Origin of the sequence: Fictibacillus sp. FJAT-27399 (assembly GCF_001510655.1) — a bacterium.
In the GTDB taxonomy this organism is placed as follows: domain Bacteria; phylum Bacillota; class Bacilli; order Bacillales; family Fictibacillaceae; genus Fictibacillus_C; species Fictibacillus_C marinisediminis.
Genome location: NZ_LMVC01000002.1, coordinates 786,358 through 809,807, shown reverse-complemented (window position 1 = coordinate 809,807; position 23,450 = coordinate 786,358). Strand labels below are relative to the sequence as shown.

Genomic DNA, 23,450 nt, shown 5'->3' with positions numbered 1-23,450 from the left:
AGGACATCTCCTTCTCTTTGGAAAAATGAACCTTGAAGGAAGGAACGGCGTGGGGAATACGACTTTATTACGGACATTGTCGGCATTCTTGATCCGGATGACGGGGAAGTTACTTTTGATGGGATCTCTATACATACAAAACCGGAAATAAAGCAAAACATTGTATATGTCTCTGACTCGGTAAATCTGCTAAAGCAGTTATTCTTAAAGAGATTATCTTCCGAGCACGCTACGAATATGGAAGATATTTTTTATTGGAGTCGGTCACATATACATCCAATCGAACTTTCCTCTAGTATCGTCCGTGGAGATCGTTCGAAATTTGTAATGGAGAGGTACTATATGAACAAGTAAGATGCACTTTTCACAAAAAAGAAGCTCATTACTACTGAGCTTCTTTTTTTTCATTTTCATTAAATAATGGAGTGTACTCTCTTTTTGTTCCAATGTAGAACTTTTTTAAAATGGAGGTAAGGGTTACTCTCTAGAAGCAACTTCTTTAAGTGAATACCACTTTGAACCTTAGCAAGCTCAGGTTCTACTGCTTCAACCGCACTCGGTGCTATAACCGATAGCTTTTCCACAAGAGAACAAGCAACGCTGTTATTATCAGATCACATTAGTTACTTTCTGGCCAGATTTTCGCCCCTGGTTCAAGAAGCCATTTATGTTCTTCCTCCATAATGCGATCCGTCCAAGGATTTTGCTCTAAGTGACGGATCATCCAGCAAAAATACATGGCATACCCGGGTGCCGTAGCTTGCGGATGGTCAAGCTCCCCGGGAATGGTGATATAGCTGTTATGCTCCACACGGTAAGCTTCGGGACCGACCATGGCACAGCCGAACCCTTGAGGTTTGTTAAACCGGTAATAATAAACTTCCGGCTGATCATGATGATGGGGAGGATAGCTCGACCAGCGGCCGGGATAGGAGATGACTTCCCCGATGACCAGATTGGAGTATGGAGCGTTCGTATAGTCGAAAATGGTACGTATCACGCGCTCAGCGGTTCCGTTCCAGACTCCTTCCCCTGCTACTGTGCTTTGGCAATCCTCCGGTGTATACAGCTTTGGCTCGAATTCTTTCTCATTATCTGTTTTTTGCAGGAGCACTTCACTGGCGGATTGTGCTGTAATCTTCACTTCCATGCCTTTTGGTACATGCAGGCACCATGGGTCTTCTTCAAAAAGGGATTCACGCTGAATCAACCGGGAGTTGCCATTCCATTCCAGCACGATTTTCCCTCCTAGAAGAAGAAGGGCTGCCTCTTTTTCTTCGTCCAAAAGAATCTGTTCACTTCCTTCAGATAAAGTGTAGATCCCAATATCCTGAAGCATATCCGTATGCTTTGTTTTCATGTCGGTGATTGTAGTATAGCCTTCCTTTAATTCTCCAAGTCTCTCATACATGCTGTTACCCTCCTATAGTCGTCCGTCACTTTTGAACATGCGCATATGGCGTTTTACATTTTCTTTAGCAGCAGCTGTTACCTGTTCATGGTAAGAAAAGTAATCCGAAAAAGGCACATTTTCATTCACTATTCTGAGCACTTGGTTAAACGTGGCAGTGGCCACATTTATTTTGCGTATGCCAAGCCCGATGCTTCTTCTGAAACCATCCTCGGAAATTCCGGATCCCCCGTGAAGCACGAGCGGAACATCTACCTCATTATGAATTTCTTCAAGACGGTCAAAACGCAGCTGAGGTTCTCCTTTGTACATTCCGTGTGCATTGCCAATCGCTACAGCTAAAGCATCAATCTCTGTTGCAGCCGTGAATTCTTGAGCCTCTTTTACACCGGTCAGCAGGACTTCAAGATCCACTGAACCATCTTCACTTCCTCCGACCTGTCCCAGTTCCGCCTCAACCGTTGCCCCGTATTCCCTCGCAAGTGCAGCCATTTTTTTGGTTTGAGCAATGTTTTCGTCCAGGGAATGATGAGAACCATCGTACATCACAGAGGAAAAACCGGTTTTAAGCGCCTCATGAATTTTTTCTTCCGATAAGCCATGATCAAAATGAACGGCTACCGGAACCTCTGCTTTTTTTGCCGCCGCCACCATGGACGGCCCGATTAAGTGCAGCGGAGAGTGCTTCAGCCTCACTTCTGCAATCTGCAAAATCAGCGGAGACCGGAGTTCTTCAGCGGCAGAGACCGCACCCATAATCATTTCCATGCTGGCCACACTAAAAGCCCCTACACCGTATCGATGTTCCTCCGCATGAGCCAATATTTCTTTCATTTTTACTAAAGGCATGGTACCCCTCCTTGGCTAACCAGTCTTGTCCGGCTTCTTTTCAGGCAGTCCTCTCACAGACCACTTTGTTCTTTGATATACCGCCGTGCTTTCACTGCATATTCAAAAGGATTGGCCATGGAAGGGTCTTGTTCTGCCTCTACGACAAACCAGCCTTGATAGCCTGCTCCATCCAGCTCTTCAAACACTGGCTTGAAGTCAATTACACCATCTCCAGGTACGGTAAACACACCATTCTTTACAGCCTGAAGAAAGCTCAGCTTTTGTTCCCGGACAGCATTTGCAGTTTCCATGCGCACATCCTTTAAGTGAACATGATGAATCCGGTCCATGTGCTTCTTCAAAACATGGATAGGATCCTCGCCCGAAAACACCAGATGCCCTGTATCGTATAAAAGCGACACTTTTCCAGGATCCGTTTCGGCCATCAGGCGATCGATTTCGTCTGTCGTTTGAACGCCTGTACCCATGTGGTGATGGTAAACAATTTTCATGCCTTTTTCTGCCGCAATATCCCCAAGCCTGTGCAGTCCGGCCACCATTAACTCCCATTCGCTTTCTGTAAAGACCGGCTTTTGTTCAAACAACGGTGTTTCCATCTGCCCTTGTATGCTGTTCCCCTGTTCTGAAACAACGATGACTTTTGCACCCATTTCATGCAGAAAGTCTCGATGTCCCTTGAAGGCGGCGATGTTTTCTTCCAGCGGTCTGGATGTCAGGAACGCGCTGAACCAGGCGCTCGCAATTTCCAGCCCACGCAGGTGGAGCGCTTTTTTCAATACCTCAGGATCTCGCGGATACTTATTGCCCACTTCGCTTCCCGTAAATCCCGAAAGGGCCATTTCACTGATGCATTGCTCAAAGGTAATTTCTCCGCCAAGCTCCGGCAAATCATCATTGGTCCAGCCGATGGGTGCAATCGCCAGCTTTACTCGATTGTTCTCAAACATGATTCCTGCTCCCTTATTTATGTTTTGTTATTTAATACGAGCGTGCTCTGGACAAATTTTCTTCTTTGTTATGAAAGGCAGATTTTATGCTTTCCTTATCCGATACCTCAGCTACCCCTACATGCCACCAAGAATCATAGCCGTGTGTCATCGTTTTCGGAAGCACCTTAATGTCAATCAGCGTACTTATGTTTTGCTCTTTCGAATCAAGGATGGCGGCTTCCAGCTCTTGTGCCGTTCGTACTGTATAGGTTTTAAGGCCATAGCCCTCTGCCACTTTTGCATAATCCACTCCCATTACAGGGCCATCGAGTTTACCTGTTTCTGGATTACGCCGGCGGAATTCCGTTCCAAAGCTCCCCATCCCATTTTCCATCTGCAGATTATTGATGCAGCCGAACCCTGAATTATCAAACAACAGAAGATTTATTTTTTTACCTTCCTGCAGGCTGGTCACAAGTTCACTATGAAGCATTAAAAAGCTGCCATCACCAACCATCGCATAAACTTCTTTTTCCGGCTCCGCCAACTTTACGCCTAAAGCTCCTGCGATCTCGTAACCCATGCAGGAATAGCCGTATTCCATGTTGTAGGTGTTCCGGCTTTTCGCTTTCCACATCCGCTGCAGATCTCCGGGGAGGCTTCCCGCTGCGCCGACAATAATCGCTTGAGAATCAATGAGCTCATTCACTTTTCCAATCACACTCGTTTGAGTTAAAGCCGAATCAAACAGCTCCCTGTATTCCGAAAGCTGATCATCGAGCTGTCCAGCAACCTCTGGTGTAAAACCTTCAGTCCAGGTTATTTCATGAAGGCGGTTCAGCTCTTTTTCCCAGCCTTCTTTTGCTTGAGCAATTTCGTTCTTATAGCCTGAGCTGTAATCCCCAAGTGCTTCATCAATAGCGGTCAGCCCTGCCTGGGCATCGCTGACGACTTGAACCGCGTCCAGTTTTGAAGCATGAAATTCGGAAATATTGATGGTAAGTATTTCTCCTTCTGAGAAAAGCTGCTTGGATGCTGTTGTAAAATCCGTAAACCGGGTTCCCACGCCAATGATCAGATCGGCTTCTTTAGCCAGCGTGTTTGCCGCCGAATTTCCGGTTACACCGACTCCCCCCATGTTTAATGGGTGATCGCTATCGATCCCGCTTTTGCCAGCCTGGGTTTCACCAAATGGGATGTTAAACTTCTCTGCAAACTGGCGGAAGGTTTCTGCCGCTTCTGAATAACGGACTCCTCCTCCAAAAATTAAAAACGGCTTCTTTTTGGATTGAATGAGCGCCGCAGCTTCATGAACACTTTCAACCGACGGCTGGCGGCGGCTGATGCGGTGAATGCGCTTGGCAAAAAAGCTTTCGGGAAAATCCCATGCTTCACTCTGTACATCCTGGGGAAGCGCAATGGTGACCGCCCCTGTATCTGCCGCATTCGTAAGCACCCTCATGGCATTCAGCATGGCGGACATCAGCTGCTCCGGACGGCTGACCCTGTCCCAATATTTGCTTACTGCACGGAAAGCATCATTGGTGGAAATAGACAAATCATGGGTTTGTTCAATCTGCTGCAGCACCGGATCCGGCTGGCGTGTCGCAAACACATCACCAGGCAGCAAAAGAACAGGGATATTATTTGCTGTGGCAGTGGCTGCAGCGGTTACCATGTTGGCTGCCCCCGGTCCGACAGATGAAGTGGCCGCCATGATCTGTTTGCGGTGCTTCTGCTTGGCATACGCCATTGCCGCATGGGCCATTCCTTGTTCATTGCGCCCCTGATATACTTCCAATTCACCCGGATTCTCTTCCAGCGCCTGTCCAAGACCGAGTACATTTCCATGTCCAAAAATCGTAAAAATCCCTTTTACAAACCGCTGCTGCACGCCATCGAATTCAATGTATTGCTGATTTAAAAATTTTATGAGGGCCTGTGCTGTAGTTAAACGGATGGTGTTCACTGAAAAGTCCCCTTTCCATTATGGTTTAAGGTATATGTACAAAAGGGAAGCGGCATGGACCGCTCCGTCCCTCCACTTCCCAATTGGTCATATGCATTACTTCAAGTATCGAGCGGTGACCATTTTCTTCCTTGTATAAAATTCAACACCATCTGTGCCATTGGCGTGCAGGTCTCCATAGAAAGAGTCTTTGTAGCCGGAGAACGGGAAGAAAGCCATCGGAGCCGGAACACCAATGTTGATTCCAAGCATGCCAGCATCAATGGTTTCACGGAACTGCCTCACCGCTGATGCACTGTCAGTGAATAAGCATGCACCGTTGGCAAAAGGAGAAGCGTTGGTAAATTCAACGGCATCCGCTAAGTCTTTCACACGCACAATGGAAAGGACGGGAGCGAAAATTTCGTCCTGCCAGATCTGCATATCCTGTGTTACACCTTCAAAGATAGTTGGCCCGACAAAATATCCTTCTCCGTTTACTGCTTCGTCGTTGCGGCCATCCCGTACTAAAACAGCTCCTTCTTCAACTCCCTTTTCGATGTATCCGATTGTACGCTGTTTATGGTTTTCCCTGATAACCGGGCCAAGGAAGACACCCTCGTCAAGGCCATTACCGATTCTGAGAACATCAGCCTCTTCTTTAAGCTTTACAATTAATTCGTCGGCAACAGCATCTTCCACAACGACTACTGAAGCAGCCATGCACCGCTCACCGGCAGAACCAAAGGCAGCTCCCGTAATTTGTTGTGCTGCATTATTCATATTGGCATCAGCAAGAACAATCGCGTGGTTTTTCGCGCCGGAAAGGGCCTGGACCCGCTTTAAGTTGGCGGATGCTGTTTTGTATACGTATTCTGCAACCGGCTGTGAACCCACGAAGGAAATCGCTTTGACCAGCTTGTGCTCCAAGAGGCCGTTAACGACGTCATGAGCTCCGTTCACGATATTTAACACACCATTTGGAAGGCCTGCTTCCACAAACAGTTCAACTAATCGCTGTGCAAGAAGAGGTGTCCGTTCGGATGGCTTCAGCACAAATGTATTTCCGCACGCGATGGCCAGAGGGAACATCCAGCATGGTACCATCATTGGGAAGTTAAATGGTGTAATACCGCCTACAACACCAATCGGATAGCGGTACATTCCGGACTCCAGGCCAGCCGCAATATCCGGCAGCTGTTTCCCCATCATTAAAGTCGGAATGCCTGCTGCAAACTCCACACATTCAATTCCACGGAGAACTTCGCCGTGTGCTTCAACAAAGCTTTTACCATTTTCAATGGTTACGAGTCTTGCAAGCTCGTCCCAGTGTTCCACCAGTAGCTGCTGGTACTTGAAAAGGATGCGCGCTCTTTTCGGGACAGCAACCTGGGACCAGCTTTCAAATGCTTCCTGTGCCGCCCTGACCGCTTTGTCCACTTCTTCCTTTGTAGAGATCGGAACAATAGCAAGTTCCTCCCCTGTTGCAGGATTGTATACTGCCTCCGTTTTGTCTGAAGCGGATTCTACCCATTCCCCGCCAATAAAGTTTTTCAATGTTTTTACAGTAGTGGTTGCCATTTTAGAAAACTCCTTTACTTTTATAATTTTTTATAAATTACTGAACTGTCTCATATCGTGCCGTTTCAATATAATTCATCAGCTCTTCAGTCGTCGGCATGGCATCGGAACAGCTATGCCTGGAAATCACAATGGAGGCAGAAGCGCTGCCCATTTTCATAGCTTCAGAGACATCTTTTCCATTCATTAATCCATAGATAAAGGCGGATGCATAAGAGTCGCCTGCACCAAACGTTTTAAGCACGGTGGTCGGGAATATACCGCTTCGGTGAGATTCTCCATCCTTGGTATAGGCGATGGATCCTGCGCCCCCATGTTTGATGACAACCAGTTTGGCACGGCGGGAGAACCATCTGGCGGCTGTATCCTCATCATTGGATTCCGCCGTGTTCAGCAGCTTTTCCATCATGTCAAACTCTTCACGCGTCCCCATAATCACATCGCATTTTTCAGCGGCAAGGTTGTAATAAACGGCGGTTTCCGCTTCATCTGTCCATGTGTAGGGACGGTAATCCAGATCAAAAAATACGGTTACATCATTCTTTACGGCATATTCCAATGCGAGGAACGCCGCTTCCCGTGACGGGCTCTTTGCAAGAGCCGTTCCGGAGACCAACAAGGCTTTTGACTGTTTGATATAATCCTCATCTACATCATATGGATGGAGATTCAAATCAGCTGCGTTATCACGGTACATGAGAATACTGCAATCATCAGGACTTTTAATTTCCGTAAATGCAAGTCCTGTAACCGCACCCTTTTGGTCAACCGATACACCGCTCGTATCAATTTTGTTCTTCTTTAAATATTCGGTAATGAACCGTCCCATCTGATCATTGGAAACTTTCCCGATAAAACCTGCCTTCTGGCCCAGCCGTGCCGATCCAATGGCAATATTCGCAGGAGAGCCGCCGACATACTTGGTGAAGGTGAGAGTTTCTTCCATCGGACGGTTAATCTCATTTGCATTTAAATCAATGCATAGCCGGCCAATCGCTATAACATCAAGCGGCCGATCTTGTTTAAAGCTAAGAGGATTCATATGGCTTGACTCCTTCCTGATTTTTATTAAATAGCGGCTTGTCGGCTCACTTGGTCCAGCAATACCGGCACTCCGGTTTCCAGGGATTTCTTAGCTGCTTTGGCAATCCGCTGTGCTTGAAGGCCGTCAAATCCGCTGCAAACGACCGGCTTATCATAAAGAATGGCTTCAGCAAACTCGCTTACTTCATCAATGTAGGCTTGTGTATAGCGTTCCAGGAAAAAATGCAGTGGTTTGTCTTTTGAAACGGATTCAGCGGTGGATACCTCCACGTTTGTCGGCCGGTTGTTCTCGGCTTGGGCGGCCCCATTGCTTCCAAACACCTCCAGGCGCTGATCATATCCATATACCGCTTGGCGGCTGTTGTCGATCACTCCCAGTGCCCCATTTGCAAACTTTAGCGATACAATGGCGGTATCGATGTCACCGGCTTCGCCTATGGACGGATCCACCAAAACAGCTCCATAGGCCGAAACTTCTACAACTTCGCTGCCCATGATATACCGGGCCATATCAAAATCGTGGATCATCATATCCATAAACAGTCCGCCTGATGTTTTTATGTAGTCCACTCCCGGCGGCTGGGGATCACGCGATGTAATACGCAAAACATGAGGCGCACCCACGGCTCCGTCCTGGACAAGCGAGCGTATTTTCCTGAAATTCGGATCAAACCGGCGGTTGAATCCGACTTGAAGTTTTACCTCTGCCTTCTCCGCTGCACTAAGGGCGGCTTCCGTTTCTTTAAGGGAAAAGCTTACTGGTTTTTCACAGAAAATATGTTTTCCTGCGGCAGCCGCTTCCATGATCATTCCGGCATGTGTATTGGTCGGAGAACAAATAAAGACTGCATCGATCTCGGGATCATTCAAAATTTGGCGGTAATCTGAGGTTAATACTTTAATTTGTTTGTCCTTCGCCCATAATTCAAGGTGATCCACTACTATATCTGACACACTCTTCACCAAAATATCAGGTACCAGCCTTAAGTTATCCACATGCAATTTGCCAATTCTTCCAGCACCAATTACTCCTACATTCAAACTCATGTTTCTCCTCCTCCTTAAGCTGTTTCCATTTTTGAGTTAAGCGCTTTCCTTAAACTTTAATCCCGCCTGGTAATTTATACCACGATAAGAAAGTCATTATTTTAGTTAAGCGCTTAACTTAAAGGCCAAATAAAAGTGCCGATTAATGTACCGGCCTTTTTATACATCCCTTACGTCAATAACCGATTCACGCTCAATTAATCTCGGTGTCAATAAAATTCGATGTCCTTGCAAATCCGGCTGTTCTATAGATTTCAGCAGCTGCTGAATGGAATAACGGGCCAGATCCGAAATGGGCTGGGCGATCGTAGTCAACCCAGGGTCTGCAATTTCGGCATGAATGGTATTATCAAAACCGATCACAGAAATATCATATGGAATGGAAACATTCGCTTTGCGCGCTTCATTCATGAATACGGCTGCGATTAGATCGGTTGAAGCAAAAACGGCAGTGGGCTTTTCCTCCATCTGAAGAATTTTGCTGGCCGCTTGTTTTGCATTCTCAATTTTTGATACCGCATCAATAACGGACGAGCCTTCCAATTCAATCCCCTGATCATGAAGTGCCTGTTTAAATCCTTTTAGCCGAAGCAGGCCGCTTGCTCTATTCAGCTCTGTAATGACTGCCATTCTGCGATGCCCTTTAGCCAGCAAGTAGCTTCCTGCAAGGTATCCGCCTCTCATGTCATCCGTGCTTACCACCTGGGCAGACAAAGCCATATGGTCAATCGAAAACATGACATGAGGGACCTTACGGTTCTGCAGCCTTTGAAATGCACTTAAGTCTTTAGGCTCGGTGGCAATAATAATGCCGTCCACCTGTTTTTTTAACAGCAGTTCGAGATATTCTTGTTCCCGTTCCATTTGGTAATCTGTACTGCATAAAATAATTGAATAGCCAATTTCGCGTGCATTATTTTCAAGCGCTCGGGCTACCTCAGCAAAAAATGGATTGGCAATATCAGGGACAAGCACACCAATCGTATATGTTCTTTTTCCGGTAAGCGCAGCAGCCAGGCTGCTAGGCTGATATTCAAGCTGCCGCATGATATCAACCACTTTTTTCTTCGTCTTGTCACTGATATGCCCGGTATTATTTACTACTTTGGAAACCGTAGCTATTGAGACACCCGCCTTTTCGGCTACATCATAAATGGTAGGCTTCATGTTGGTTTAAACTCCTCAAAACTTTCCTTTTCACTATTCTATCATGCCAGAAAAACACGGGTTAGTTTCGGTTTTTATTTTGAAATCTTCTTCAGGAATTCCAGTTTTTCTTCTGCATTTTCTTTTGTAATTATATCAATCCCGCTGTCGATGCGGTTCTTAACTTTTTTCCCTTTAATGGCTTTCAAGGCATTCTCAACCCCTTTGTAGCCCATGTTATACGGGCTTTGGGCAATTGTTCCTGCAAGGCCGCCGTCTAAAATGGATTTTACCGCTTCCTCTGTTCCGTCCGTCCCAATGATTTTTACATCCAGATTCTTGGCTTTTACAGCGCGAAGCGCACCAAGGGCCATATCGTCATTTGCGGAGAACACACCTTTAACATCCTCATTTTTTTCCAGGATATTCTCCATTACAGACATTGCCTTTGTTTTATCGCTGTCAGCAGGCTGTTTGGATACCACTTCCATTCCGGCTTTTTTAAGAGCTTCCTCTGCCCCTTTAATCCGTTCGTCCGTGGCCGGGTTTCCAAGAGCCCCCTGGATCAGCACGACTTTATCCCCTTTTTTGAGCATGGAGGCCAGCAATTTACCGCCTTCTTGTCCCGCGGTAAAGTTTTCTGTTCCGATAAATGTTGTCTTCCCTTTAAAATCTGCATTTGAATCAATCAGTAGAACCGGCACTTTGGATTTAACGGCACTTTCCAGGGACGGCGCAACCGTTTCAGGCTGTGACGGTGCAACAACAATGGCTCCCGGAGACTGGCTTAACTGGTCTTCAATCATGTTCACCTGCTGCATGACTTCCGATTCCGCGTTGGGACCTACTACATTAACATTGACACCATGCTTTTTACCTGCAGCTTTCGCCCCCGCCTCGACGTATTTCCAATATGGGCTGGATAACGTTTTCAAAACAACGGAAACATTTTCATCTCCTCCCCCTGAACCATTTGCTTTATCGCCGCTGCAGCCAGCAGTCAGTGCCATGCAAGAAACAGCTACTGCTGCACCAAACAGTTTAAACTTTTTACTTATCATGATTGAATTCCCCCATTTTTTGATTTTCAAATCTTCAATCCTACTTCTTTTTGTTTTTGCGCTGGCGAAGAACGTCTACATAAACAGCCGCGATAATAACCGCACCAATTATTGTCATCTGGAAATCGGCGGATACGTTCAGCAAGTTAAGCCCGTTTCTCAGCACGGCGATAATGAGAGCACCAATTAATGTACCCCATACAGTACCCACGCCCCCCAGGAAACTAGCTCCACCGATAATGACGGCAGCTATGGCATCAAGTTCGTAGGAAAGTCCTGCAAGCGGGAAGGCAGAGTTAACACGGCCAACCATGACGAGGCCTGCAAGTCCTGCCATCAAACCACTGATCGTATAAACAATAATCAGTACCCGATCCACATTGATCCCAGAAAGGCGGGCCGCTTCAGGATTTCCACCAATCGCATAGATATAGCGCCCGGTTTGTGTTCTTGTTAAAAAAATATGGAAGATGACATACACTGCAATGACGAGTATAAAACTCACAGGGATAGGACCGACAAATTCTCTTCCGATAAATTGAATCATGTACGGAAAGCCAGCAATCGGTGCAGCCGCTGTAATGATCAGCGCGATCCCGCGGGCAATGTTCATCGTTCCCAAAGTTGAAATGAACGGATGCGGAAGACGAAGTTTGGTTAATAATATTCCGTTAAACCAGCCGAACCCCGAACCCACGCCAAGACAGACGAGAATCCCGATAAAAGGATTGCTGCCCATGTTCACTGTGGTAACACCCATCAGCATCACTGAGATAGCCAGTACCGAACCAACAGACAAGTCGATCCCTGCGGTTAAAATCGGAAGCAGCATTCCGATGGCCAGCAGCGAATTGATCGAGGACTGGCGTGCAATGTTCATCACATTGTTTACCGTCAGGAACCTGTCAGACAATACTGTTAAGACGACTACCAATAAGACGAGGCCAATCAGCGGCGCGAACTTGCTTAGTATATTTTTGATCGTTAGGTTCTTTTTTACTGTACCATTTTCCTTTTGAACAACGATTTCACTCATATTTTCACCCTCCTGTAGCCGCTTTCATAATTTTCTCCTGAGAGGCATCTTCAATTTTAAAATTAGCGGTAAATTTCCCCTCACTCATGACAAGCACACGGTCGCACATTCCGAGAATTTCTGGCAGCTCTGACGAAATCATAATGACAATCGCTCCGTTTTCAACAAGTCGGTTCATTAAGCGGTATACCTCCACCTTTGCCCCTACGTCAATTCCTCTTGTCGGTTCATCAAAGATGAAAACTTTTGCTTGGGTGCACAGCCATTTGGCAATGACGATCTTCTGCTGGTTCCCGCCGCTTAAGTTGCGGGCATTCAATTCCAGGTTATTCGGCCGAACCTTCAGTTCTTTAATATAATTTTCCGATTCCTCACGTATGGCATTCAAATCAATCAATCTGGATTTACCAGTAAATTTCTTCATGTTTGCCATAACGATATTGAAGTCCAGCTTTTGATCAAGAAGAAGCCCTTCCCCTTTCCTGTCCTCTGTGATAAAAGCAATCCCGGAATTAATGGCATCCCTTGGAGACTTGATCTTTACTTCTTTCCCATCAATAAAGATCTTGCCATTCTTGCTTGAATCCGCTCCGAAAATGGCTCTTGCAAGCTCCGTACGCCCGGCGCCAACCAGGCCTGAAATACCTATGATCTCGCCATACCGGACAGAAAATCCGACAGGTTCCTGAGTCCCTTCCACTTCAAGGCCCTCGACCCTGAACCCTTCTTTCCCAAGTGTAAAGTTTTGTTTGGGGAATTTCTCATCCAAAGAACGTCCAACCATCAATTCTATCCAGTAATCCGTTTCTGTTGTTCTCACTTGTAATGTATCAATCTTGAAGCCATCTCTTAGAATGGTAATCCGATCGCCCAGCCTTCTGATCTCTTCCAACCGGTGGGAAATGAAAACAATAGCAATCCCTTTCGCCTTCAGAGACTCCACACAGTTATACAGCTGGTCTACTTCCTGGGCACTGAGGCTGGAAGTAGGCTCGTCCATAATAATCAGTTTTGCATCCAAAGCAAGCGCTTTGGCTACTTCAACGAGCTGCTGCTGGCCGATCCCCAGTCTCGAAACCTGCATATCTGCAATATTAGGGTTTTGGCCGAGCATCTTTAAGCAACGCTTCGCTTCCTCATGCATGGCGTTGTGATCAAGCAAAGATCGTTTTCCACTGCGCTTTAATTCCCTGCCAAGAAAAATATTTTCATAAACTTTGAGCTGGGGAATGAGGTTCAGCTCCTGATAGATGGTCGCAATCCCTATATTCATGGCATCAACGGGAGTATTAAGGTCTACCATTCTACCTTCCCAGTAAATCTCCCCTGCATCTTTCTGATAGGCTCCAGTTAATATTTTAATAAGTGTAGATTTTCCGGCCCCATTTTCACCGAGCAGAACATGGACTTCCCCCGCTTTTACATCAAAATCAATCCCTTTGAGCACATGGTTTTGATCGAAACTCTTTTTAATTCCTCTGATCTCGAGAAGACTTTTTGTTTCAACGGCCATATCCAAGCCCCTTTCTTTTTAAACGTCTACCAAACGAAGGAAAGCGCTTACCTTTAATGCCTAAAAATTAACCAACGTTCACCAAAATCGAATTATTCTCCAGTGATTCATAGCTTTTTTCCAGATAGCGAGCCATGTCCACTGAATGAGCTGCATTATAGGCCGGCTGTTTATTCTTGAGGATGCATTCATGAAAATGCTCGACTTGGTTTAAATATTGGTCATCCGAATGACTTTCCAGCAATATTACATGATAATTGCTGTCCCTTACCGTTACCTTCCCAAACCCATCACTGGATTCATCCGGACGGAAGGAGGAATCCACTGTTATGGAGCCCTTAGAACCGATAATTTCATAACGGTTAATGAATGGCATCTCCATTGATGCAAAGATCTCAGCTGTCCGCCCATTTTCATCAGCCATTACACAGGTGGACGTAATATCAACTCCATACTTTGAAGGAATTCGTGCCGTCATGGAGAGGTTTGCCGGTCTAAAGCCAACGATCTGGGTTACAGCATGAATTCCATAACAACCTACATCCCGCATCGCTCCTCCACCAAGTTCCCTGGATAGGCGGATGTCCTCATCGTTATCAAGCATCCAGGAAAAATGGGCTTTTACATGGCGCCATTCACCGATTACTTCTGATACAAGAAGCTCTTTTACTCTTTCATGCTGTTTATGAAACTGATACATGAAAGCTTCCATAAAGACAACATCATTTTTATCGGCCGCCTCTTTAATGGCAACCATCTCAGCCTCTGTCAATGCCGCTGGTTTCTCCAGAAGAACATGCTTTCCATGATTCATCGCCTTCACTGCCCATTCTGCATGGAGAGCATTAGGTAGCGGTATATATACAGCATCTATGTTCGGGGCTTTTAAGAGTGCATCATACCTTTCGTAGATTTCAGGGACTTGAAAACGTTCTGCTTTCCCTTTGTTTTTGGAAGCAACTGCAGTCACAAATCCATGGCCTGATCGTCTGAGGGCTGGAACAAGCTGATCATAAGCAATATTGGCTGCACTCAGAATTCCCCATTTAATCTGCGTCATAAATAATTGATCCTCCTCTCATCAGCGAACCAAAGGAGGGGCTGTAACAGGATACTGGACGGTTTTAAGCTCCCCCGTTTCAAAGGCTTCTTTGCATGCGTAGCCCAAACAAGTAGAAAGAACGCCGTCTTCAACAGTAACTTCAGGCTGCCTGTTTTCCAGAATGCAGGATATAAACTCTTCCGCTTCACTTAAATAGGCCTGTTCAAAACGTTCAAGGAAGCCGTCTGAACATTCATTTACCGCTCCGCTTTCGTCAAAGACCGTAACCCTGTTCTTTTCAGGAACCGTCCCGATTCTCAAACTGCCTTTTGTACCGATAATTTCAGTTTCAATATGGTAACCATGCGCACAATTCCGGCTGGCCACAAAAATGCCCATTTTATTATTTTCAAATTTAACGAGAGCAGCTCCCGTTTCTGCATCATTCAGCTCTTCAAATTCTGTATAGGCATAATTCCCACCGATCGCCCACACCTGCCGGGCCTCCGCATTCAGAAACCAACGTGCCAGATCCAAATCATGAACGGCCATGTCCAGGAATAAACCGCCGCTGTAATTCTTTTTGGCAAACTTCATAAATCCGTCCATCGCCTTTGCGGGATCAAGCCCATAACAGCGGATTAAAACAGGCTCGCCAATCTTGCCTTCCTCTATCTTCTTTTTCGCATAAGCATAGGAATGGTCGTATCTCCTCATAAAACCGAGCATAAACACCTTTTCTTTATTTCTGTTTACCGCTTTCTGAACCCGAATCGCTTCCTCCAAGTATAAACCAAGTGGTTTTTCACTGAACACGTGAAAACCGGCGTGTAGTGCTTTTTCAATTTGCTCACAGTGAAAACCGGACGGAGTTGCAATGAAAATGGCATCCAGTTCTTTATTAGCCAGCATCTCATCGTAATCTGTGTAAGCATATGGAACATTCCACTCTTTTTTCACCTGTTTCACGGCTTCAGAGTCTATGCTGCAAACAGCGGCCAACTCACAAAAAGGAATCCGGAATGCCAAGTTTTCCGCATGCTGCCTGCCCAGCCTGCCCAGTCCGACAATCCCCACTTTAACTATTGTTTTATGCAAGAGCTTCACCTCACTTCAATTAATTAAGCGCTTTCCTAAAATAAAAAAGTATCTATTCCTAAACGGACAATAAAACTATGCAATTAAAAACTATTTTTGCACTAGTTGTAGGAAGTAAAACAGGAAAGCGCTTTCCTTTTTACTTATTATACTTTTCTGACTATTTATGAGTCAATATAAATTTTTGAATTCAGAATGAAATACCTTTGTGCATCACTACTTATGAACGATCCCTCTTGGCAAAAGCCGATAATCTCGCCCTATACTGAGACCCTTCTGAAGGACCACTTTTCCACAGAGCAAGCATAAAATTCAAGCTATCAGACACAAGATATGAGTACAGCAGGTATGAAAAGAATTGTGGGAACTAAACTATAGGGTTGAAATAAGTTCAGGAGAGAAGTGAGGAATAAAACCATTTAGCACAGCTATTAAAAAAGTAACTTTTGTTTCTTTATTGCATTAACAATCTCATCCGCTGTTACCAAATAGGCATATCTTCTCGGGAAAGTGAGGGGGAAGAACGGCGTTTGGGGTTCTTTAAGGAAATCAATATGCGATAAACGCTTCTCATATCCATGGACAATTGAAAATTATAAAAAACAATGAAGAAGAAGTGAGTGCAACTCACTTCTTCTTTAGATTCCTTACATCATACCTTTAACCGGAAAGTAACCTATTTCTCTTTAAGAAACGATCCATTCGATTCAAATTATTTTGGCAGTGTGAAAAACTCTGTACTTACACTATAATTCCCTGCATATCTACCGAGTGCACTTAACTTCTCTAAGTTAACCTTATAATTACCCAAATAGTATTGATCTTGGATGTGATAACGAATCATTTGTCCAATGACTAAATGGTCAGTGCCAAGTGGAATGATTTTCTCTAGCCGGCATTCCATCTGGATCGGTGCTTCCTTTACACGCATTGGCTTCACTAAGTCACTAGGAATGGGAGTTAACTGCGCCTCCTCAAATTCATTAACATGACTGGCGGAATTTTCAGCTGTTTTCTGCATTTGATTTCCTAATTCAGAAGATACCACGTTAATGACAAATTCTTTTTGTGAGCGTATATTCACTAGAGTGTCCTTAACTGTTCCTTCACGCTCGTCTGTTCCCTCTCCTATTGAAATACATAACAGGGGAGGTTGCCTTGATGCCACTGTGAAGAAACTGTATGGAGCGAGATTTAATTCCCCTTCTTCAGAAATCGTCGATACCCATGCGATTGGCCGAGGAACAACTGCACCTGTTAACAATTTGTATACGTCTTTTGCTGCGAGCTGAGATGGGTTAAATTGCACGGGCTTTCTCTCCTTTTCCTTCACTTTTTCATTGTAATAAAACGTTCCACCCCTACTTTTAACGGATGAAAAGATTAGTATTCATTTAGTTGTAACTGGGATAGGCGATAAGTATGATGATCACTAGAACATGGCTGCCCAGTCGAAATCTCAAACGTCTTTTTTGATAGATTCATAACGATCGAAAAAACGGTACAACTGGCTGAAATCCGTCCTAAGTCTACTGGATATAAATCACCATGGCGGCAAATTGAATCTGGGTAGCCGAAGTGATCTGTAAATATATGATTGAGTGTCTGCTCATCGATATCAGATTTATGTGTGGATAATAAATTAAGAGAACGCCAATAACGGACAAAGGTGTCTGGGAATTTTTCTCTGGCAGTATCTAAAAAATCCATCCGCTTACTTACAAAATGATTGGTATGGTTGATTGTCCCTGCAGATGGATACAATACATCAAAATCTGTACATGTTGATTCAATATCGAATGCCACTCCTTCATCATCCGCAACGAGAAAATTAGCAGCGGTTCCGCGTCGTAATCTCGCCACTTGTCCGACTGCTTGAGAGATCGATTTGCTGTTTAAAATCCCCCGAAGGACGATATGAATGGGAACTCCCACGGTATTGTTTTGTGTCCCAAGCAAATTTAAGCAAACACCTAGACCTTCACTATTCATTCCAATCTTCCCGACAATTCCTGCTTCTGTAGCCATTAGTATTTTTGGACGCGGGGCCTGATCAATTTCTAGAATGATGATTCCTGGCTTAATAACATCATTCCAATCCCAATTTTGACCAAGTAATGTTTCATTGTTTTTAGTAACTTCTGGCAGAACAGCAACACTTGTGCAGCCATCTGTATTTAAAATAATTTCACTTCTTGAATTTAATGCTACAATATCCAGCAATGGCTGATTCGATCCTTCGCTTATTCCAATGATCTCATTCATGATTTCCTGGTCATATTTTTCAATCCAAGGAATATAATCGGCAGCACGGTTTGTCGCGGTAGTCCAATCTACACCAGCCATATCCATGAAAATCTTTTTGTAGGTATTTATATTGTGAACGATTTGCTTTTTAGCTTTCATTCCAATTTGCCGGCCGCGTTCAAGCGCAGAGCCACTTACTTTGATCAATTGAAAAGGCTGCAATGTGGTTCCCCCTAATCAAGAATATGGTAACTTCGTAATTTTGGACCTATACTCTTAAATCTCTACTAACTGTTCACTGCGATATAAAATTTCACCATCAATCATGGTGATTTCGACATGTAAATCTTTGATCTTGGTTTGATCAACTTTTAAAATGCTTTCGTTTAAGACAACGATATCTGCCAGTTTGCCGACTTCAAGGCTCCCTTTAACCTTTTCATCAAAACTGGCATATGCCCCGTTCCAAGTGTATGCACGAATCGCCTCGACTACATCTACACATTGATTCTCTCCTACCATTTTTCCTGACTTCGATCTTCTATTAACTGCGGCATGAATACCAAGCAAAGGATCACTGTAGGTCACTGGAGTATCAGAACCAAAAGCAGCGATGATCCCTTTATCAATATAATCACGGGCGGGATACATCACGTTCACACGCTCTCCATAATACTGCCTATATACATCACCGTTGACGTACATAAACACTGGATTTGGAATAATAACGACACCAAGATCTTTCATTCTCTGCTGTAGATCAGGAGAAGCGATCCCAGCATGCTCAATACGGTGTCGATGGTCATCACGGGGATGCTCTTGTAGTGCCGTTTCGATACAGTTTAGAAACATTTCAATGGCGCGATCACCTTGTGCATGTGCTGTTATTTGAAATCCCTTTTTATGGGCATTACCTAAAATACGATTTAACTCTTCTTGACTGTAGTAAATAATACCATGGTCATTTGGATTACTAGTATAAGGTTCTCGTGTAGCGATCGTTGGTCCGGTGCTGCTGCCATCGGTAAAAAGTTTGGCTGGTCCAATTTTAAAATGATCATCTCCAAGACCTGTTATCGGGCCTGCTTCAACCATTTGATTAACGAAATCATGTGAATTAGTTAAGGAGCCAATCAACGCATACACCCTTACTCGTATATCTTTTGACTGAACGGCCTGTTGCATAATACGAATATTTTGAGAGCCTTCACCATATCCACCTGCATCATGAATGCTTGTTATCCCTGCCCGGATGAACTCATCTGAAGCAAGCTTCATTGATTTTTTGAGCTCTTCTTCACTGTATTTAGCTACCTGAAACATTTGCATATGCGCGTTTTCAATCAGTTTCCCCGTTAATTTGCCATTATCATCCCGCTCTATAATGCCACCTCCAGGATCGGGTGTAGTTTCATTCATGTTAGCCAGTTCCAATGCTTTGCTATTAGCTATGCACGTATGATTACACGTACGAATGATTACAATTGGATGATCAGTTGAAATTTCATCTAATTCTTCTCTAGTCGGGAAACGGCTTTCGTCTATCTCTTTTTCATCAAATCCCGAAGCACGCACCCAGTTTCCTTTAGGTGTTTCTTCTGCCTTTTTTCGTAAATCTGCAAATATATCACGAAGAGATGTAATATGAGGATTAATACAGCTTACCCCTAATAGGTTTGTCCCATAAATAGTAAGGTGCAAATGAGAATCTATAAAGCCAGGCAGAAGAGTCTTCCCTTGCAGGTCAATCACTTCTGTTGCTTCTCCGATAAATTCCGTAACCTCCTGATTAGATCCGACAGCCACAATGCGGTTATCCTTTACGGCTATAGCTTCTACTATTGAATTCTTTTCATCTACTGTTATTACTTCCCCATTGACAAACACAACATCGGCTTTCATAAACACATCCCTTTCTACTTTTAAAGTATTCTGAATGTCGTTTTATGCATCCCTGTTCCCAAACCAATATCGTCGTAAAAAGCACATTCCTTTGGGAGATAATTAATTTCATCTTTGACTGTCGAAAGACGAGAAAAAATGAAGTTTAGGAAATACTGCTTTTCTTAATTTCATTTGCATGAAGTGTGCTAACAGCAATATTTTTAGTGAGAAGACTAACTACAATCATAACAATTACATTTATTATTAATGCTACAACTCCTGTACTAATGTCGTTTATTGCGTGTGGTACATTTGGAAAGAATGTGCTTACCTTTACCCCTGTTATCGTCACATAAAGAACTACAATAACTCCTGCAACTATACCTGCGATTGCACCGTATTTATTGGCAACATTGTTTTTCGATAAGCTGAAAAACAACGCTGGCGCCAATTGAGTGATAAGACTATACGCTACGATGTTCAAAATGGCCAAAGCTTCTCCGCCAGTTATAGTTAAAATTAAAGCGATAGAAGACAGTCCGAGAATAAAAACCTTTGATGCAGTCAATTGTTGTTTTTGGGTGGCTGATGGGACAATCACTTTATAAAAGCTTTTTGTTAAACCAACCGATGCAGCCATGAGCATAACAGAAGCAGGAACTAAAGCGGTCAATAGACCAGCTCCTCCGATAATGCCGATTACCCAAGGATTAAATGTGTGAATGGCCAGCCTTAAAAGCGAAAGGTCCCCATCGGCTCCTTGCAATCCTGGAATTTGCAGTACTGCGGCAAAGCCTATAAAAAAGACAAAAAGCAACAATAACGTGTACAAAGGTAAAGTGATCGCATTTTTACGAATGGTTTTTTCCCCATCTGCGGCTATAACAACCATGAATGAATTCGGCAATAAATAAAAGCCAACAGCGTTTAAAAGAACGGTTGAGATAAACCAAGAATTACTAAGACCCAGGTCCGGCAAAGTTAACAATTCAGGTTTAACGGCCTGTACGGACTCAAACATCGGCTGAATCCCGCCAAAATAATGCATGGGAATAAATATACCCATAAACACGACAACCGCCAAAATCATAAAATCCTTCACCACTGCTGTCCAGGCAGAGCCATGGATACCAGATACCATTACATAAGTGGTTACGACTATTGCACCTATAACGCTGGCAGCTACAGGGGAAATCGCTCCGTAAGAAGCCTCCGCAACAATGATTCCTAATCCTTTAAATTGAATGACTATATACGGAACAAGGGCTAAGCATCCCACAATAGCCACAATCACGCCCATTGCACTGCTTTTGTACTTCGATGCAAAAAAGTCAGGCTGCGATATAATATTATTTTCTTTAGAATATCTCCAAATTTTTGGCGCCAACCAATAAGATAGTACATACGCTAAAAAAATATATGTAGGTACATAATAAGCCGCTGCTCCTTTAGAGTAGGCCCATCCGCTTCCTCCTAAAAACGTAAACGTCGTATAAACCTCACCAGCAATCAGCAAAAAAATAAACAAAGTTCCGAAGCCCCTGCCTCCAACGGCAAATTGCTCCATATTCATATCTTTTCCTTTTCTTGCACGTATGCCTAAATAAAGAGCCAGGATCAGGAACAGAAAAATGATACATAATGATAGATTCATTCTACATCGCTCCCTTTATTATCAGGATCAAGCTTATAAACAATCATCAAAATAGCAGCAGACAGCACCATCCAAGATACAATCCAAAATAAGAGAAAAGGCATCCCTAGTACATAAGGCTCGATCCTGTTTGCTAACGGCATGAAACCTAATACTCCGATAAAAGGCAAAAAGAGCAACAGTTTAATGGATTTCAAAACATACCCTCCTTTTAGATACTATTTACTGAATCTATGATTTTGTGTATTTCCAAAATGGATCTTTATTTCACAAAACATCCGATTCATGAACAATCTGATTTTTCACTAACCCTTTACTTTGGTATACTATTTCACCATCAATCATCGTTGTCTCCACGCGTAGATCTTTAATTTTAGTTAGATCCGCATGTAAGATGCTGTCATTTAAAATAACGAGATCAGCTAACTTTCCAACCTCAATGCTTCCTTTTATGTCTTCATCAAAACTCGCATATGCCCCGTTCCGTGTGTATAGTCGAATAGCTTCCATTACGCTGATTGATTGATCCTTCCCTATCTCCATGCCTGATCGGCTTTTTCGATTAACCGCCACATGAATTCCTAGTAAAGGATTATAATCGGTAACTGGTGCATCTGATCCGCCGGCTGTCATGATGCCATTATCAATAAAATCACGTACAGCATACATGTGATTCACACGATCACCATAATGGTGGACATATATGTCTCCAAATTCATATGGAAATGGAGGATTTGGAATGGGTATTACCCCTAGCTTTTTCATTCTCTCCTGTAAATCAGGAGCAGAAATGCCCGCATGTTCGATTCGATGGCGATGGTTTTCCCTAGGAGATTCCTCCAGTGCCCTCTCGACACAATTCAAATACATCTCGATGGCTTTATCCCCTTGTGCATGTACAGTAATTTGATAGCCTTTTTTGTGTGCTTGACCTAAAACTAGATAGATTTCCTCCTCACTATAGTAAAGAATTCCTGAATTATTAGAATCACTGGTATATGGAACACGGGTGGCAATTGTAGGTCCGGTGCTGCTACCATCCATAAACAATTTAGCGGATCCCACTTTGAATCTCGCATTTCCTGTCCCTGTCACGACACCCGCTTTGATCATTTTATCTACAAATTCATGGGAATTATTTAGGGAACAAATCATGGCATATATGCGAACACGGATATCATTATCCATCACAGCTTGCTGGAGCAATCGGTAACTGTCTGGACCATATCCGCCTGCATCATGAATACTTGTAATACCAGCTGCAACGAAATGATCCGAGGAAATTTTCATGGCCTTTCTTAATTCACCATCTGTGTAACTGGCAACTTCATTTATTGCCATGTTTGCCGCTTCAATCAATCGTCCTGTCAGTCCTCCTCCTTGATCACGCTCATAAACTCCTCCTTTAGGGTCCTCTGTATTTTCGCTAATTTGCGCTAGCTCTAATGCCTTGCGATTTACTACACTAATATGTCCGCAAGTTCTCGAAACGATAATAGGATGTTCTACTGAAATGGCATCCAGTTCACCGATCGTTGGATAACGCTTTTCTTCTACAGCCGTCTCATTGAAACCCCAGGCACGTATCCATTCACCTTTAGGAGTTTCCAGAGCTTTTTTTCGCAGGTCATCTAACATAACCGCAACAGAGTCGACGTGCTCAGCTTTACAGCTTACCGCTAACTGGTTTACGCCATATAATATAAGATGAAGATGAGAATCGATGAATCCCGGAAGGAGCGTTTTTCCTTGTAGATCAAATATTTCTGTTTGTGTGCCGATACAATCTTTAACTTCCTCATTTGAACCGACAATTACGATTCGATTTGACTTTACCGCTACAGCCTCAACAACTGTATTTCTTTCATCTACTGTTATAACTTCCCCATTTATAAACACCACATCGGCCTTCATAAAAACATCCCTTCTACCTTTAGATTGAAAGAGTCTTTGGAGG

19 protein-coding genes are annotated in these 23,450 nt (G+C 43.9%); all 19 read right to left on the bottom strand.

The features are described from left to right. Nucleotides 1-619: 619 nt before the first annotated feature. A complete protein-coding gene (locus tag AR335_RS09125) occupies nucleotides 620-1,411 on the bottom strand; it encodes a 5-deoxy-glucuronate isomerase (protein WP_062234585.1) in 792 nt (263 codons plus the stop codon). Nucleotides 1,412-1,423: 12 nt separating this feature from the next. After that, nucleotides 1,424-2,260, bottom strand: coding sequence for a class II fructose-bisphosphate aldolase (locus AR335_RS09120; protein ID WP_062234582.1), 837 nt, complete (start codon nucleotides 2,258-2,260; stop codon nucleotides 1,424-1,426). Between the two features lie 53 nt (nucleotides 2,261-2,313). Further along, nucleotides 2,314-3,210 carry a myo-inosose-2 dehydratase gene (iolE, locus tag AR335_RS09115; RefSeq protein ID WP_062234579.1) on the bottom strand — a complete coding sequence of 299 codons (897 nt, stop codon included), beginning with the start codon at nucleotides 3,208-3,210 and terminating at the stop codon, nucleotides 2,314-2,316. Nucleotides 3,211-3,241: 31 nt separating this feature from the next. Continuing rightward, nucleotides 3,242-5,161: a 3D-(3,5/4)-trihydroxycyclohexane-1,2-dione acylhydrolase (decyclizing) gene (gene iolD, locus AR335_RS09110; RefSeq protein WP_062234576.1), complete on the bottom strand. Its 1,920-nt coding sequence runs from the start codon at nucleotides 5,159-5,161 to the stop codon at nucleotides 3,242-3,244. Between the two features lie 96 nt (nucleotides 5,162-5,257). Further along, nucleotides 5,258-6,721 (bottom strand): CoA-acylating methylmalonate-semialdehyde dehydrogenase, encoded by a 1,464-nt coding sequence (locus AR335_RS09105; RefSeq protein ID WP_062234572.1) that lies wholly within the window; start codon nucleotides 6,719-6,721, stop codon nucleotides 5,258-5,260. Nucleotides 6,722-6,758: 37 nt separating this feature from the next. Continuing rightward, complete coding sequence (gene iolC / locus AR335_RS09100; RefSeq protein WP_062234570.1) at nucleotides 6,759-7,763, bottom strand: 5-dehydro-2-deoxygluconokinase; 1,005 nt, start codon at nucleotides 7,761-7,763, stop codon at nucleotides 6,759-6,761. Nucleotides 7,764-7,789: 26 nt separating this feature from the next. After that, entirely contained in the window at nucleotides 7,790-8,812 is a 1,023-nt protein-coding gene (gene iolG, locus AR335_RS09095; protein ID WP_062234568.1) for an inositol 2-dehydrogenase, read from the bottom strand. A gap of 159 nt (nucleotides 8,813-8,971) precedes the next feature. Then, nucleotides 8,972-9,979: a LacI family DNA-binding transcriptional regulator gene (locus AR335_RS09090; RefSeq protein ID WP_062234565.1), complete on the bottom strand. Its 1,008-nt coding sequence runs from the start codon at nucleotides 9,977-9,979 to the stop codon at nucleotides 8,972-8,974. Between the two features lie 74 nt (nucleotides 9,980-10,053). Beyond that, on the bottom strand, nucleotides 10,054-11,019 hold the full coding sequence (locus tag AR335_RS09085) for a sugar ABC transporter substrate-binding protein (protein WP_062234562.1): 966 nt from the start codon (nucleotides 11,017-11,019) through the stop codon (nucleotides 10,054-10,056). 40 nt (nucleotides 11,020-11,059) lie between these two features. Then, a complete protein-coding gene (locus AR335_RS09080) occupies nucleotides 11,060-12,055 on the bottom strand; it encodes an ABC transporter permease (RefSeq protein WP_062234559.1) in 996 nt (331 codons plus the stop codon). Nucleotides 12,056-12,059: 4 nt separating this feature from the next. Continuing rightward, nucleotides 12,060-13,568: a sugar ABC transporter ATP-binding protein gene (locus AR335_RS09075; RefSeq protein ID WP_062234556.1), complete on the bottom strand. Its 1,509-nt coding sequence runs from the start codon at nucleotides 13,566-13,568 to the stop codon at nucleotides 12,060-12,062. Between the two features lie 67 nt (nucleotides 13,569-13,635). Next, nucleotides 13,636-14,628 (bottom strand): Gfo/Idh/MocA family protein, encoded by a 993-nt coding sequence (locus AR335_RS09070; RefSeq protein WP_062234553.1) that lies wholly within the window; start codon nucleotides 14,626-14,628, stop codon nucleotides 13,636-13,638. A gap of 21 nt (nucleotides 14,629-14,649) precedes the next feature. Beyond that, nucleotides 14,650-15,708, bottom strand: a complete 1,059-nt coding sequence (locus tag AR335_RS09065) for a Gfo/Idh/MocA family oxidoreductase (protein ID WP_234293234.1) — start codon at nucleotides 15,706-15,708, stop codon at nucleotides 14,650-14,652. A gap of 712 nt (nucleotides 15,709-16,420) precedes the next feature. Continuing rightward, nucleotides 16,421-17,017, bottom strand: a complete 597-nt coding sequence (locus AR335_RS09060; protein WP_062234540.1) for a flavin reductase family protein — start codon at nucleotides 17,015-17,017, stop codon at nucleotides 16,421-16,423. Between the two features lie 74 nt (nucleotides 17,018-17,091). Then, the gene (locus AR335_RS09055) at nucleotides 17,092-18,177 is read right to left on the bottom strand and encodes a C45 family autoproteolytic acyltransferase/hydolase (protein ID WP_062234538.1); all 1,086 of its coding nucleotides are present in this window, start codon (nucleotides 18,175-18,177) and stop codon (nucleotides 17,092-17,094) included. Between the two features lie 54 nt (nucleotides 18,178-18,231). After that, entirely contained in the window at nucleotides 18,232-19,857 is a 1,626-nt protein-coding gene (locus AR335_RS09050) for an amidohydrolase (RefSeq protein WP_062234535.1), read from the bottom strand. A gap of 145 nt (nucleotides 19,858-20,002) precedes the next feature. Continuing rightward, nucleotides 20,003-21,493, bottom strand: a complete 1,491-nt coding sequence (locus AR335_RS09045; RefSeq protein WP_062234532.1) for a sodium:solute symporter family protein — start codon at nucleotides 21,491-21,493, stop codon at nucleotides 20,003-20,005. Then, nucleotides 21,490-21,690, bottom strand: a complete 201-nt coding sequence (locus AR335_RS09040) for a DUF3311 domain-containing protein (protein WP_062234529.1) — start codon at nucleotides 21,688-21,690, stop codon at nucleotides 21,490-21,492. Before AR335_RS09040 ends, AR335_RS09045 begins: the two co-directional genes overlap by 4 nt. 70 nt (nucleotides 21,691-21,760) lie before the next feature. Continuing rightward, entirely contained in the window at nucleotides 21,761-23,407 is a 1,647-nt protein-coding gene (locus AR335_RS09035; RefSeq protein ID WP_062234526.1) for an amidohydrolase, read from the bottom strand. Nucleotides 23,408-23,450 lie beyond the last annotated feature (43 nt).